Raw genomic sequence first — 12,903 nt, 5'->3', positions numbered from 1 at the left:
AGACCGGTCAGGCGACGGGCCGGGAGGCGCGCTGCGCGGCCCGCTTCCCGGACACCGACGTCCTCGTGTTCGGCCATTCCCACATCCCGTGGGACACGGTGGCGCCGGGCGGGCTGCGCCTGCTCAACCCGGGCTCGCCCACCGACCGCCGCCGCCAGCCGCACCACACGTTCATGACCGCGGAGATCAGCGCGGGACGCCTGGCAGAAGTGGCTCTCCATCGGCTGTAGGCGGCGGGGGCGGCGTCACGTAGTCCTCGAGCAGCGCCGGGGTCAGGCCGGCCTTATGAATCGCCTTCAGCGCGCCGAGGAGGTCGTCCATCAGCGCCGGGCGGAAGTGCATCAGCAGGACGTCGCCGGGCTGGAGGAGCTTGATCGGCGTCTGGTAGCGGACGATCCCCTCGTTGACGGTGGCCGACCAGTAGAGGACGGCCTTCGCGCCGCACTCGTGCGCGACGGCCAGCGTCGTGTCGTCGTGGTCGCCGAACGGCGGCCGGAACAGCGTGGCCCGCTTGCCGAAGAGCTGCTGCAGCTTGTCGGCGGAGCCGCAGATCTCGTGGTGCTGGGCGGCGTACGACATGCCACGCAGCGACGGGTGGTTGATCGTGTGGTTCTCGACCACGCCGCCGACGGCCTCGATCTGCTTGAAGTAGTCGGTGTGCTCGGTGGCGGCCGGCGAGTTCAGGAACATCGTGACCGGGATGTGCGCCTCGCGGATGAAGGCGGGCACGTCCGCGGGCCGGGCGAGCGCGCCGTCGTCGATCGTGATGAACGCGACCTTTTGGTCGGTCGGCACCCGCAACCAGAACGGCGGGGTCCCGGCCGCCGGCGCCTCGGTCAGCTCCGGCACCGGCGGGGCGGGCGGAAACTCGGGAACCCGGGCGAGATACCAGTCCAGGCTCTTGTACGCGGGGTGGGTCGGCTTGGCGGGTGAGGCGGTGGGGCTCGGCGACGCGGAGGGGCTTGACCAGCTCGGGGTGACAACCGGCGTCTGGGCGGGCGTCGGCTGGGTGGACGCCTTGGCGTTAGTGGCGCAGCCGCTGAGCGCGAGCAGTGCGACGAAAGCCATGAAACGGCGGGCACGGGTTGCGGGCACGCCGGGAACCGTAGCCGCCTCATGTCATGGCCTTGTCACCGCGCTGTCCGTCGGCGGCGCTAGCTCCGAGGTTGGCGCGGCTTGAGCATGAAGACCTTTGGTGCCAGTTTTTCCATCGCGCCGTCGCGGGCGACGATCAGGCCCGCGGCGAAGTCCACCAATGGGGTCGGGTCCAGGTCCGTCAGGTCGTTCAGGTCCATCACCACGGTGATGTCGTGGCAGAAGTAGTGCCCGACCTGGATCACGTCGCTGTAGCTACGCGGCCGAAGCGTCTTGAGCATTGCCTCAGTTTCCTCCTCCGCCGGCCCGGGGCCGCCACGCCGCGCGCAGCGTGTCGAGGACCCCGTCGTCCAGGTGACCGTGCAGTCGCAGCCGGGCCATGCCGCCGTCCGGGTGGATGTCCAGGCGCACGTGGGTGACCGGGTCCGTGCGCAGCTCGAAGCGGTGCCTGGTGTCCGGGCGCAGGTCCGTGCGGGGCAGCAGGTCGCGCCACGCGGCGGCGTCCGCCGGGTCCGCCTCGCGCTCGTCGACACCGCTCAGCGACGCGGCGCCCGGTGCGTTGCCCTTGAAATGGGTCGTGTCCAGCTCCGCGAGGCGGATCCGGCCCGGCGCCGCGAGGCGGACCACGACCCAGTCGTTGCCGTCGTCCCGCCGCCGCCGGGTCTCCCAGCCCTCGCCCATCGTGCGCGCGAGGCCCGGCTCGATGAGCTGGCCCGGCGCGCCGTAGAACAGGTCGCTGCAGCCGACCACTTGGCCGCCGTGCTCCGCCGCGGCCAGGTCGAGCCAACCGTCCGGGAAACGCAGCGGATCGGGGACGACCGCACCGTGCACCCGCAGCCGGGCCACTCCCCCGTCGGGATGGATGACCAGCTTGACGTGCGTGACCAGGCCGGCAGAGGACGGAACGGAGAACGCGTTCGCCGTGTCACCGGCCAACGGAGACCGCGGCAGCAGGGGCTCCCACGAAGCGGCCAGCAGCGCGTCGAGCGACGGGTGCCCGTCGAGCCGGCAGCCGTAGACCGACGCCTCGGGCGGGAAGTTGCCCGTGAAGAACGAGGTGTCGACGACGAGCCCGTGCACCACGCCGGCGGCGCCTAGCCGGACGATCGCCCAGTCGTCACCCGGTGAACGGCGCCGGCGGGACTCCCAACCGTCGTACACCTGGCCCTTGGGTCCGAAGGTGCGCGGCGTGAAACCCGGCGGCTCCGCGGTGACCAGGTTGTCGGCCGCCGCGAACAGCTCGTCGTTGGTGCCGACCACGCCGCCGCCGAGGCGCCGGGACGCCAGGTCGGGGAGTCCCAGCCACGCACTCATCGGGCCTCCTCCAGCAGGTCCGCCGAGCGGGCGAGGAGCCGGCCGCGCGGCGGGTCGCCCGGCGTGACCTTGACGCCGCCCAACCAGACCCGCCGGACCACACCGGTCAACCGCCGGCCGGCGTACGGCGTGACCGGGTGGCGGTGGTGCAGCCCGTCCGGGGTCACCGTGAACGCCGCGTCCGGGTCGAAGGCGACCAGGTCGGCGTCCGCACCGACCGCGATCCGTCCTTTGTGGCGCAATCCGACCAGGTCGGCGGGCCCGGTCGCCATCCAGCGCACCACGTCCGCGATCGAGTGGCCCCGGGCCGCGGCCGCCGTCCAGATCAGCGGGAGGCCGAGTTGCAGCGAGGCGATCCCGCCCCAGGCGCTGGCGAAGTCACCCCGCTTGAGGGCGGGCGTCGAGGGCGAGTGGTCCGAGACCACGACGTCGAGCGTGCCGTCGGCCAGCGCCGCCCAGAGCCGGTCCTGGTTGGCCGCGCCGCGGATCGGCGGGCAGCACTTGAACTCCGTCGCGCCGTCGGGGACGTCCGCGGCGTCCAGCACCAGGTAGTGCGGGCAGGTCTCCGCGGTCACCCGCACACCGCGGGCCCGCCCGGCCGCGATCACGGCCGCGGCGTCCGCGTCGGACACGTGCAGCACGTGGACGCGCGACCCGGTCGCCTCGGCCGCGTCCAGCGCCGCCTCGACCGCCGAGCACTCGGCCGCGCCGGGCCGGGACCGCTCGAAGTCGGCGTAAACGAGGGAGGCCGGCGCGGACCCCAACCGGTCGGGATCCTCGGCGTGCACGAGGAACAGCGCGGACACCGCGCCCATCGCCGCGCGCAACTCGGCCGGCGTCACCGGCGGGAACTCCGGCACCCCCGAGTCGGCCAGGAAAGCCTTGAAGCCGAAGACGCCCGCCGCGTGCAGCGACGCCAGGTCGCCCGCGTTGCCGGGGATCGCGCCGCCCCAGAAGCCGACGTCGACGTGGCACTGCCCGGCCGCGGCCGCGCGCTTCTCGGCCAGGGCCGCCGCGGACACCGTCGGCGGCAGCGAGTTGAGCGGCATGTCGACGATCGTGGTCACGCCGCCGGCCAGCGCGGCCCGGGTGGCGGTGGCGAAGCCCTCCCACTCGGTGCGGCCCGGCTCGTTGACGTGCACGTGGGTGTCGACCAGGCCCGGCATCAGCACGAGGTCGCCGAGGTCGACGTCGGCGGACCGGCGGCCGGGCAGCACGGCGGCGATCCGCCCGTCATGGACCTCCACACCGGCGGGGCCGACCGAACCGTCCGGCAGCACCACCCGCGACGAGCGGATCACACGGCCCATAGCGCCTCCAGGGTCGGGCGGGTGAACGGCACCTCCGGCGGATCCAGGGCGCCGCAGTCGAGACCGCGCAACAGGAAGCCGGCCAGCGCGCGGGCCGTGGCCGGCTCGTCCAGGATGCCGCCGGCCTGCCGCTCGAGGTAGGCGCCGAGCCGCTCGACCGCGGCGGCCGAGGCCGACCGGAAGAACGCGTACGTGGCCGCGAACCGGGTCGGCAGTTGGGCGGGGTGCAGGTCCCAGCCCTGGTAGAAGCCGTGCGCCAGGGAGCGCAGCACCAGCCGGTGGTGCAGCTGCCAGGCGGCGTGGACGGCGGGGCCGACCGGGAGCACGTTGCACGAGCCGTCGGAGAGCCGCACCCCGGTGCCCGCGACGGCGACCTGCATGACCGCCTTGGCGTGGTCGGCGACCGGGTGGGCCAGGCTCTGCTCGGAGGCGGCGACGCCGAGCGCGGCGCTGTAGTCGTAGGTGCCGTAGTGCAGCCCGACCAGCCGGCCGTCGCCGGCCGCGGCCAGCCGGGCGACGGTCGCGGTGCCGTCGGGCCCGAGCACCGCGAGCGGCGTCTCGACCTGGGCCTCGAAGAGCAGGGATCGCGGCGCCAGCCCGTAGGCCAGCTCGAGCTGCCCACAGAGCTGTGCCATCGCGGCGACCTGGGCGGCCGCGCTCACCTTCGGCAGCGTCACCACGAAGCCCGGCGGCAGCCGACCGTCCACTGCGGACAGGAACAGGTCCAGCGTGCGTACGGCCCGGCGGCGGGTGGCCGCCTCCAGCGACTTGATCCGGATGCCGATGAACGGCGGCGCGGGGGCGAGGGAGAGCAGCGCGGCACCGGCGGCGGCCGCCGCGACGTCCTCGGCGTCGTCGCCGCGCGCGCCGTAGCCGTCCTCGAAGTCGATCCGCAGGTCCTCGATCGGCTCCCGGGCCAGCTTGGCCACCACCCGGTCCCGCAGCTCCTCGGGAAAGGGCAACGGCGGGGAGGCGTCGAGGGCGGCGAGCGCCTGCGCACCCCACGCGGCCACCACGGACGGCGAGAACCTGTCCGCGGGTACGTACACCGTGTGCACCGGCTGCCGCCCGGTGACCGCGGGCCGGGACCGCGCCCGCAGCACGGCATCCACGGGCGCGAGCCGCTGGTCGAGCTCCCCGTATACCGACTCCGGCAGCCGTCCCGTCATGGGAACACGATGTGGTCGGGGCGCACGGGGACGCGGGGCAGGGCCAGGCCGGTGGCCGCTCTGATGGCCGCGACCACCGCGGGTGTCGAGGAGATCGTCGGTGGTTCGCCGACGCCACGCAGGCCGTAGGGCGCGTCCGGGTCGCCCAGCTCCAGCACGTCCACCGCCATCGGCGGCATGTCGAGGATCGTCGGGATCAGGTAGTCCGTGAACGACGGGTTGCGGACCACGCCGTCCACCACCTGGATCTCCTCCATCACGGCGAGGCCGAGGCCCTGCGCGGTGCCGCCCTGGATCTGGCCGACCACCGCCTGCGGGTTGACCGCCTTGCCGACGTCCTGCGCGGTGGCGATCTCCACGACCCGCACCAGGCCCAGCTCGGTGTCGACGTCGACGACCGCGCGGTGGGCGGCGAACGCGTACTGGACGTGCGCGTCGCCCTGGCCCGTGGCCGGGTCCAGCGGGCGGGTCGGCTTGTGCCGCCACTCGACGGTCTCCTCGACCACGTCGTCGCCGAGCAGGTCGACCAGCGACGCGACCACGGAGCCGTCGGACGCGACCACCTTGCCGTCGACCAGCGAGAGCGCCTCGGCGGAGCCGAGTCGGTCAGGATCAGTGGCGCGGCCGAGCCGGGCGAGCACCGTCGCGCGCACCGCCTGGCAGGCCGCGCGGACCGCGCCCCCGGTCATGTAGGTCTGGCGGGAGGCCGACGACGAACCGGCGCTGCCCACCGAGGTGTCGGCGGTCGCGACGGACACCATCGCGACGCCCAACTCGGTGCGCGCGATCTGCGCCTGCACGGTGACCAGGCCCTGCCCGACCTCGGCGGCCGCGGTGTGCACGAGCACGGCCGGCTCGCCGCCGACGACGGAGAGCCGGACCCGGGCCGTCGAGTAGTCGTCGAAGCCCTCGGAGAAGCAGACGTTCTTGATGCCGATCGCATAGCCGACGCCGCGCACCACGCCCTCGCCGCGCGTCGTGTTGGCGACCCCGCCGGGCCGCTCCCGCGGGTCGCCGGTAGCCGGCGCCGGCAGCGGCCGGTCCCGCACCCGGGCGAGCAGGTCAGCGACCGGCGCCGGGCCGTCGACGAGCTGCCCGGTCGGCATCACCGAGCCGGTGGTCATCGCGTTGCGGCGGCGCAGCTCGACCGGGTCGAGGCCCAGCGCGGCGGCCAGCTTGTCCATCTGCGACTCGTACGCGAAGCAGGCCTGCACCGCGCCGAAGCCGCGCATGGCGCCGCACGGCGGGTTGTTGGTGTAGACGCCGTACGCGTCGATCACCACGGTCGGCACGTCGTAGGGACCGACGCCGAGCGTGGCCGCGTTGGCCACCACGGCCGGCGTGGACGAGGTGTAGGCGCCGCCGTCGAGCAGGATGCGCGCCTTGACGTAGAGCAGCTTCCCGTCGCGGGACGCACCGTGCTCGTAGGACAGCCGGGCCGGGTGCCGGTGCACGTGGCCGAAGAACGACTCCTCCCGCCCGTACACCATCTTCACCGGCCGGCCGGTGTGCAGCGCGAGCAGGCAGGCGTGCACCTGCATCGAGAGGTCCTCGCGGGCGCCGAAGGCGCCGCCGACGCCGGCCAGGCTCAGCCGCACCTTCTCCGGCGGCAGGCCGAGGCAGGCGGCCACCTGCCGCTGGTCGACGTGCAGCCACTGCGTGGCGACGAACAGGTCGACGCCGCCGTCCTCGGCCGGCACCGCGAGCCCCGACTCCGGGCCGAGGAACGCCTGGTCCTGCATGCCGACCTCGTAGTCGCCGGTGACCACCACGTCGGCGGTCAGCGCGGCGTCGCCGGCGGTGGCGAACCGCCGGATCGGCACGTGCCGCACCAGGTCGCCGCGGGTCAGCGCGTCCTCGGCGTCGGTGACGGGTGCCCGGACCGCGTACTCGACCTTGACGCGGGCCGCGGCGCGGCGGGCGGTCTCCGGATGGTCGGCGGCCACGATCGCGACCGGCTCGCCCTCGTAGCGGACCTCGTCGACGGCCAGCACCGGCTGGTCGACCACCTCGAGCCCGTAGTGCCTGGCGCCGGGCACGTCGGCGGCGGTGAGCACGGCGTAGACGCCCGGCACGGCCAGCGCACCGGTGATGTCGATGCCGCGGAGCTCGGCGCTCGGGTGGGGCGAGCGGACCGTCGCGCCCCAGAGCATCTCGTCGGCCCACAGGTCCGACGAGTAGGCGAACTCACCCGACACCTTGAGCACGCCGTCCGGCCGCTGCGGCGAGGTGCCGACGCCACCCGCGACGGCGGTGGGTTCTTTGACAACCGTGGTCATCGGGCCCTCCGCATCAGCGTGCGGTGCGCCCGCCGGGTGCGCCGGATCAGGTCACGGTCGTCGGCTGTACGCAACTCTCCGTATTCCACGATGGTCCGCCCGCCGACGGTGAGCAGCTCCAGCGTGGCCGGCGGGCCGAAGACCAGCGCGGCGACCGGGTCGTCGATGCCGACGTGCCCCAGGTCGTCGAGCCGCCACAGTGCGAGGTCGGCCAGCTTGCCCTTCTCGATCGAGCCGAGGTCGGCCGCCCGGCCGAGGCAGCGGGCGCCGCCCATCGTGCCCAGCCGCAGCGCCTCGCGGGCGGTCAGGCCGGTCGGCCCGCCGCGCAGCCGGGCCGTGTAGAGCGCCTGGCGCAGCTCGGCGCCGAGCTGGTTGGCCTCCTGCGACGCCGCGCCGTCGACGCCGAGCCCGACCGGCACGCCCGCGTCGAGCAGCTCGCGCACCCGGGCCATGCCGGCGCCGAGGCGGCCGTTGGAGCTCGGGCAGTGTGCGACGGCGGTGCCCGTCGCCGCCAGCGAGGCGATCGCGGCGTCGTCGAGGTGCACCGCGTGGGCCAGCCAGACGTCGTCGCCGAGCCAGCCGAGCCGTTCCGCGTATTCCACCGGGGTGCAGTCGAACTGCGACCGGCAGAAGTCCGTCTCGTCGGCGGTCTCGGCCAGGTGGGTGTGCAGCCGCACGCCGTGCCGCCGGGCCAGCAACGCCGCCTCCTCCATCAGCCGGCTGGTCACCGAGAACGGCGAGCAGGGCGCGACCGCGACGCGCAGCAGCGAGTCGGGCGCCGGGTCGTGGTAGCGGGTGATCGCCTCCTCGGTGGCGGCGAGCGCGTCGTCGGTCTTCTCCACCACCTCGTCGGGCGGCAGCCCGCCGGCCGAGCGGCCGAGGTCCATCGAGCCGCGGGTCGGGTGGAACCGCAGGCCGACCTCGCGGGCCGCCTCGACCTGGGCGGCCATCAGGTCGCCGGCCTCGTTCGGATACACGTAGTGGTGGTCGGTGCTGGTCGTGCAGCCCGACAGCGCCAGCCAGCCGAGCCCGGCGGCCGTGGTCGCCGAGACGATCTCGGCGTCGATGCCCGCCCAGATCGGGTAGAGCGTGGTCAGCCACTCGAAGAGCGTGCCGTCCTGCGCCAGCCCGCGGGTCGCCCACTGGTAGAGGTGGTGGTGCGTGTTGACCAGGCCCGGGGTGAGCAGGCAGCCGGTGCCGTCGACGCGGCGCACCGACTGGAACCGGCCCGCGTGACCCGCGCCGACCGCGGCTATCCGGCCGTCGTCGCCGATCACGACGTGGCCGTCGGCGTATTCCGTGCCCGCGGCGTCGACGGTGGCGATCGCGCAGTTCTCGATGAGGATCATGACGCCGCCGCCAGCCGGACGGCTTCCATGATCTTCTCGTAGCCGGTGCAGCGGCAGAGGTTGCCGGCCAGCGCCTCGCGGATGTCCGGGTCGCTCGGCTCCGGCTCGCGGGCCAGCAGGTCGTGCACGGCCACGATCAGCCCCGGTGTGCAGAATCCGCACTGGACGGCGCCCGTGGCGAGGAACGCCTTCTGCACCCGGTCGAGCTGCTCCTCGCCCGCGCCCGGCGCCAGGCCCTCGACCGTCGTCACCGTGCGGCCCTCGGCCTGGCCGGCCGCGACCAGGCACGCGCACACCGGCAGGCCGTCGAGGTAGACCGTGCACGAGCCGCACTCGCCCTGCTCGCAGGCGTTCTTCGCACCCGGCAGGCCGAGCCGCTCGCGGAGCACGTAGAGCAGGCTCTCCCCCGGCCAGACGTCATCGGCCTGGCGGGTCTCGCCGTTGACAACGCAGGTCACCTTCACGCCGCACCTCCCAGATCGGCCCACGCCCAGCCCAGTGTGCGGCGGGCCAGCACCGCCAGCGCGTGCCGGCGGTAGTCGGCCCGGCCCCGCACGTCGTCGATCGGCCGCGCGGCGGCCCCGACCAGCTCGCCGAACCGCGCCGCGACCGCCGCCGGCACCGGGCCCAGGGACTCCCACGGCAGCTCGGCCGCGAGGAAATCGGCCGCCTCGGTCGCCCGCAGCGGGGTCGGGCCGGCCGATCCGATGCCGGTGCCGACCGTGCGGGTCGTGGCGTCGAGCGAGAGGGCGAACGAGCAGACCGCGATCACCATCGCGTTGCGGGTGCCGACCTTGGCGAACTGCTCAACTCCTGGGTCGGCCGGCACCAGGTAGGCCGCGATCAGCTCGTCGGGCGTCCGGACGGAACGCTTCGGGCCGACGAAGAAGTCGGTGACCGGGACCCGGCGGGTGCCGCGGACCGAGGCCAGCTCGACCAGCGCGCCGGCCGCCAGCAGCGCCGGGTGGGCGTCGCCGGCCGGTGACGCCGAGCCGAGGTTGCCGCCGACCGTGCCGCGGTTGCGGATCTGCGGGGAGCCGACCGTGCGGGACGCCATCGCGAGCCCCGGCACCCGGCCGGCCAGCTCGTCGATCAGGCGCCGGTAGGTGACGCCCGCGCCGATCCGCAGCAGGTCGCCGTCGGTGCCCCAGTCGGTCAGCGCGGTCACCCGGGTCAGGTCGAGCAGCGCGCCGGGGCGGGACCGGTCGAAGTTGAGGTCGACCATCACGTCGGTGCCGCCGGCTATGGGCACGGCGTCCGGGTGGGCGGCCTTGGCGGCCACGGCCTCGTCCCAGTCGGACGGTCGCAGGAACTCCATCGTCACCACGCCTCCGGAGCCGGTGCGGCGTCGTCGCGCAGCACGGTCCCTTCGATCAGACCGTACGGGCGATCGGTGGCGACGTACACCTCGTTGTCGTTGCCGAGCCCGAACGGCGCCAGGTCGACCAGGAAGTGGTGCTTGTTGGGCAGCACCAGCCGCACCTCCGCGATCTCGGGCTGCTTCTCCAGCGCCCGGCTGCCCATCGCGTAGAGGGTCTGCTGGAGGGAGTAGCTGTAGGTCTCGACGAACGCTTCCACGAGCGCGTCGCGTACCCCCTGGAAAGAGCTGGCCCACGACGGGCCGGAACCGACCTCCGTCCACCGCCAGCGGGCCTCGACCTCGGTGGCCAGGATCCGGTCGGTGGCCTCGGGCAGCGTCGTGTAGCCGTCGCGCACGTAGCCGTGGAACTCGGAGTCGGTGGTGTTGAGCAGGACCAGGCCGGACAGGCCGCTGACCACGTGCGACGCGTCGCCGGTGACCGTGACGGTGGCGTGCCGGGTGGGTGCGCCGTCGCGGGCGAACGAGTGCGGGCCCAGCCGGGACCAGGGGTGCTCGGCCAGGTCGACCCGGGCCCAGTGGATGGTCGGCTGGGTGTCGACGAAGTGCCGGGCCAGCAGCAGGCCGAAGGCCTCCGGCTCGCCGACGCCGTAGCGCTTCGCGAACGCGTACACCGTGTTCTTCTGTGTGTCGGTCGGCAGCACGCCGCTGTTGTCGCCCTCGTGCGCGGCGGCCAGGTCGCCGGCGAGCGCCACGCTGACGGTCAGGTCGCGCAGCTCGTGCCGCGGCCCGTCGCGGACCACCCGGACCAGGCGGACCTCGGCCTTGCCGTACCGATTCGCTCCCAGGGTGATCGCCATGGCCGTCAGCTCCCCCGGTAGGTCGTGTAGCCGTGTCTGTTGAGCAGCAGCGGCACGTGGTGGTGCTGGTCCGGATCGACGACCCGGAACCCCACGGTGACCTCGGGGAAGAACGTGCCGCCGTCGAGGTAGCCGGCGACGTCGAAGACGAGCCGGTAGTCGCCGGCCGCCCAGCCCTCGGCCGGCACCCAGTCGCGCAGGCGGCCGTCGTCGTCGGTGCGCCCCTTGGCCAGGGTCTCGGCCCCGCGCTCGAGCCGCACCCCGACGCCGGCGGCGGGCCGGCCACGCCCGAGGTCGAGGACGTGGGTGGACAGCGGCGCGGTCGGGTCGGTGACCAGGCGCTCCAGCCGGAGCAACGCGATCTTGCGCAGCTCCTCCTGGACGACCCGCTGCTCGGTCTCCGGGTCGTTGTCGAGCCGGTGCCGGATCGCGTCGAGGATCTCCGCCTGCGACTTGCCGGTCGCGAAGATGAGGAAGACCTGGTCGAAGCGGCGCTCGTAGTCGAGGTTGGCCCGCTTGAGCGCGGTGAGCGTGTCGGCGTCGGCGGCAACCCCGGACTGCTCGCGGCGGGACCAGGCGGACTCCCGGTCGCCGCCCTCGGGGCGCTCGCCGATCCGCGGGTGGGCGGAGATCGCCAGCGAGACCTCGGACCAGGTCAGGCGGCGCAGCGCGGCGTCGGCCGCGGCCAGCAGTCCAGCCCGGTCGGGATAGGGGCGGCCGGCCGCGACCGCCTCCGCCCAGGCCGGTGCGGCGCAGCAGGCGAGCAGGTCGCGCTCGGCCTCCGCAGGCGGGAGCCGGTTGAACCGGTCGACATCGGCGATGACGCCCCCTCAAAGACGGATACCGAATGACTACTCCAGCGCGCGCCCCCGATCAAGGTGTTACATGCGTGTCATCGTCGCCGGGGGTGTCCAGGTCGGTGTCGTCGGCGACGTCGCCACAGGGCACGACCGTGATGTCGGTGGCGTGCGCGCGCAGGTATGCGCGGGCGCCCGCGTCGCCGGTCGCAGTCTCCGCGACGCCGGCCCAGTGGTCGCGGCCGAGCACGACCGGGTGACCGCGACGGTTCTCGTATCCGCCCATCGCCAGCGTGTCCCTGCCGGCGCCGACGGTGACGCGGGCGACCGCGGCCGGGGTGATGCCCGGCATGTCGACCAGCAGCACGGCGGCGGCCTCGGCCGTCGTTTCGCTCGCGAGTGCGGTCAGCCCGGCACGCAGCGACGAGCCCATCCCGGTCGCCCACTCGGGGTTGTCCACCAGCACGGCGTCACCCAGGTCGGCTTCAGCGCGGACCTCCGCGGCGGCGGCGCCGACCACGACGTAGACCGGGTCGAGGCCACCTTCGCGGGCCGTCGCGACGGCCTGCTCGACCAGCAGGGCGCCGCCGCGGCGCACGAGCGCCTTCGGCATGCCGTAGCGGCGGCCGGCGCCGGCGGCGAGAACGAGCCCGGCTGTCATGCCCATGAACCCTAGTCGCGGTCCGAAATTCTCTGGCATTACAACCTGCAATGCCCCATTAGCGTGTTATATCCATCGGCCGTTCGGCTAGCTTTTGGCCGACCGATCAGGCTACGGTGATTGCCGAACGGCCAATACGTGCCTCACGGCAAACATCAGCACGGAGGTCCCCCCATGACAGTGCAGACCGCGGAACAGGTAGACACGGCCACCCTCACGGACAGCGCGACCGACCTGCTCACCGCGCTGGCCGCGGTGCCGGCCGGTCACCCGTCCCGCGCCGCACTGCGGGACCGCACGATCGAGGCCTGGCTCCCCCTGGCCAACCACCTCGCCCACCGTTACAGCGGGCGCGGCGAGCCCACCGACGACCTGCTGCAGACCGCGGCCGTCGGCCTCATCAAGGCCGTCGACAAGTTCGACCCGACGCGCGGCGTCGACTTCGCCGGCTACGCGATCCCGACCATCATCGGTGAGCTCAAGCGCCACTTCCGCGACCGCACCTGGGACATCCGGGTGCCGCGCCGGCTCCAGGAGCTGCGCCTGGCCATCTCCGAGGCCAACAGCTCTTTGCTGCAGTCACTGGGCCGCTCACCGACGGTCGCCGACATTGCCGCCCACCTGAAGATCTCCGAGGAGGAGGTCCTCGAGGGACTGGAAGGCGCCCGGGCCTACAACGCGGTCTCGCTGTCGACCCCGACCGGTGACGGCGAGCGCGGCACCGAGCTCGGTGACCTGCTCGGCTCCGAGG

Annotated in this window: 14 protein-coding genes and 1 pseudogene; 2 read left to right on the top strand and 13 right to left on the bottom strand. The window is 73.9% G+C overall.

Going from position 1 to position 12,903, the window contains the following annotated elements; all coding sequences use genetic code 11:
* On the top strand, positions 1-230 hold a 230-nt coding region (locus tag Air01nite_RS39025; RefSeq protein ID WP_203708454.1), incomplete at its 5' end, for a metallophosphoesterase family protein.
* Here Air01nite_RS39025 and Air01nite_RS39020 read toward each other — a convergent pair.
* From Air01nite_RS39020 to Air01nite_RS38965, 13 genes and pseudogenes are all read right to left on the bottom strand, one after another.
* Positions 187-1,095: a polysaccharide deacetylase family protein gene (locus Air01nite_RS39020; RefSeq protein ID WP_239091272.1), complete on the bottom strand. Its 909-nt coding sequence runs from the start codon at positions 1,093-1,095 to the stop codon at positions 187-189. The genes Air01nite_RS39025 and Air01nite_RS39020 overlap by 44 nt on opposite strands.
* 59 nt (positions 1,096-1,154) lie before the next feature.
* Positions 1,155-1,376: a cell division protein SepF gene (gene sepF / locus Air01nite_RS39015; protein ID WP_203708453.1), complete on the bottom strand. Its 222-nt coding sequence runs from the start codon at positions 1,374-1,376 to the stop codon at positions 1,155-1,157.
* Positions 1,377-1,380: 4 nt separating this feature from the next.
* A complete protein-coding gene (gene alc, locus Air01nite_RS39010; RefSeq protein WP_203708452.1) occupies positions 1,381-2,409 on the bottom strand; it encodes an allantoicase in 1,029 nt (342 codons plus the stop codon).
* Positions 2,406-3,719, bottom strand: coding sequence for an allantoinase AllB (gene allB / locus Air01nite_RS39005; protein WP_203708451.1), 1,314 nt, complete (start codon positions 3,717-3,719; stop codon positions 2,406-2,408). Before allB ends, alc begins: the two co-directional genes overlap by 4 nt.
* On the bottom strand, positions 3,707-4,888 hold the full coding sequence (locus Air01nite_RS39000) for a DUF6986 family protein (protein ID WP_203708450.1): 1,182 nt from the start codon (positions 4,886-4,888) through the stop codon (positions 3,707-3,709). The genes allB and Air01nite_RS39000 overlap by 13 nt, the downstream gene beginning before the upstream one ends.
* A complete protein-coding gene (gene pucD / locus Air01nite_RS38995; RefSeq protein WP_203708449.1) occupies positions 4,885-7,167 on the bottom strand; it encodes a xanthine dehydrogenase subunit D in 2,283 nt (760 codons plus the stop codon). Before pucD ends, Air01nite_RS39000 begins: the two co-directional genes overlap by 4 nt.
* A complete protein-coding gene (locus Air01nite_RS38990; RefSeq protein WP_203708448.1) occupies positions 7,164-8,516 on the bottom strand; it encodes an 8-oxoguanine deaminase in 1,353 nt (450 codons plus the stop codon). Before Air01nite_RS38990 ends, pucD begins: the two co-directional genes overlap by 4 nt.
* Positions 8,513-8,980: a (2Fe-2S)-binding protein gene (locus Air01nite_RS38985; RefSeq protein WP_203708447.1), complete on the bottom strand. Its 468-nt coding sequence runs from the start codon at positions 8,978-8,980 to the stop codon at positions 8,513-8,515. The genes Air01nite_RS38990 and Air01nite_RS38985 overlap by 4 nt, the downstream gene beginning before the upstream one ends.
* Positions 8,977-9,834: an FAD binding domain-containing protein gene (locus tag Air01nite_RS38980; protein WP_203708456.1), complete on the bottom strand. Its 858-nt coding sequence runs from the start codon at positions 9,832-9,834 to the stop codon at positions 8,977-8,979. The genes Air01nite_RS38985 and Air01nite_RS38980 overlap by 4 nt, the downstream gene beginning before the upstream one ends.
* A gap of 2 nt (positions 9,835-9,836) precedes the next feature.
* Positions 9,837-10,694 (bottom strand): factor-independent urate hydroxylase, encoded by an 858-nt coding sequence (gene pucL, locus Air01nite_RS38975; RefSeq protein WP_203708446.1) that lies wholly within the window; start codon positions 10,692-10,694, stop codon positions 9,837-9,839.
* Positions 10,695-10,699: 5 nt separating this feature from the next.
* The gene (uraH, locus tag Air01nite_RS41465; protein ID WP_239091271.1) at positions 10,700-11,050 is read right to left on the bottom strand and encodes a hydroxyisourate hydrolase; all 351 of its coding nucleotides are present in this window, start codon (positions 11,048-11,050) and stop codon (positions 10,700-10,702) included.
* A gap of 24 nt (positions 11,051-11,074) precedes the next feature.
* Positions 11,075-11,461, bottom strand: a pseudogene (uraD, locus tag Air01nite_RS41460) (2-oxo-4-hydroxy-4-carboxy-5-ureidoimidazoline decarboxylase); the annotation flags it as partial.
* A gap of 106 nt (positions 11,462-11,567) precedes the next feature.
* Positions 11,568-12,152: a nucleotidyltransferase family protein gene (locus Air01nite_RS38965; RefSeq protein WP_203708445.1), complete on the bottom strand. Its 585-nt coding sequence runs from the start codon at positions 12,150-12,152 to the stop codon at positions 11,568-11,570.
* Between the two features lie 174 nt (positions 12,153-12,326).
* Between Air01nite_RS38965 and Air01nite_RS38960 the strand changes: the two genes are divergently transcribed.
* Positions 12,327-12,903, top strand: a 577-nt coding sequence (locus Air01nite_RS38960) for a sigma-70 family RNA polymerase sigma factor (protein WP_203708444.1), incomplete at its 3' end; no start/stop codon positions are given.

Source organism: Asanoa iriomotensis (genome assembly GCF_016862515.1).
Classification (GTDB): domain Bacteria; phylum Actinomycetota; class Actinomycetes; order Mycobacteriales; family Micromonosporaceae; genus Asanoa; species Asanoa iriomotensis.
The sequence above is the reverse complement of the archived record's forward strand: the minus strand, read 5'-3'. Positions and strand labels throughout refer to the sequence as shown.

Coding starts and splice junctions, on each gene's coding strand:
- sepF (WP_203708453.1), bottom strand. CDS start 1,376: ATGCTCAAGACGCTTCGGCCGCGTAGCTACAGCGACGTGATCCAGGTC.
- alc (WP_203708452.1), bottom strand. CDS start 2,409: ATGAGTGCGTGGCTGGGACTCCCCGACCTGGCGTCCCGGCGCCTCGGC.
- allB (WP_203708451.1), bottom strand. CDS start 3,719: ATGGGCCGTGTGATCCGCTCGTCGCGGGTGGTGCTGCCGGACGGTTCG.
- Air01nite_RS39000 (WP_203708450.1), bottom strand. CDS start 4,888: ATGACGGGACGGCTGCCGGAGTCGGTATACGGGGAGCTCGACCAGCGG.
- pucD (WP_203708449.1), bottom strand. CDS start 7,167: ATGACCACGGTTGTCAAAGAACCCACCGCCGTCGCGGGTGGCGTCGGC.
- Air01nite_RS38990 (WP_203708448.1), bottom strand. CDS start 8,516: ATGATCCTCATCGAGAACTGCGCGATCGCCACCGTCGACGCCGCGGGC.
- Air01nite_RS38980 (WP_203708456.1), bottom strand. CDS start 9,834: ATGGAGTTCCTGCGACCGTCCGACTGGGACGAGGCCGTGGCCGCCAAG.
- pucL (WP_203708446.1), bottom strand. CDS start 10,694: ATGGCGATCACCCTGGGAGCGAATCGGTACGGCAAGGCCGAGGTCCGC.
- Air01nite_RS38965 (WP_203708445.1), bottom strand. CDS start 12,152: ATGACAGCCGGGCTCGTTCTCGCCGCCGGCGCCGGCCGCCGCTACGGC.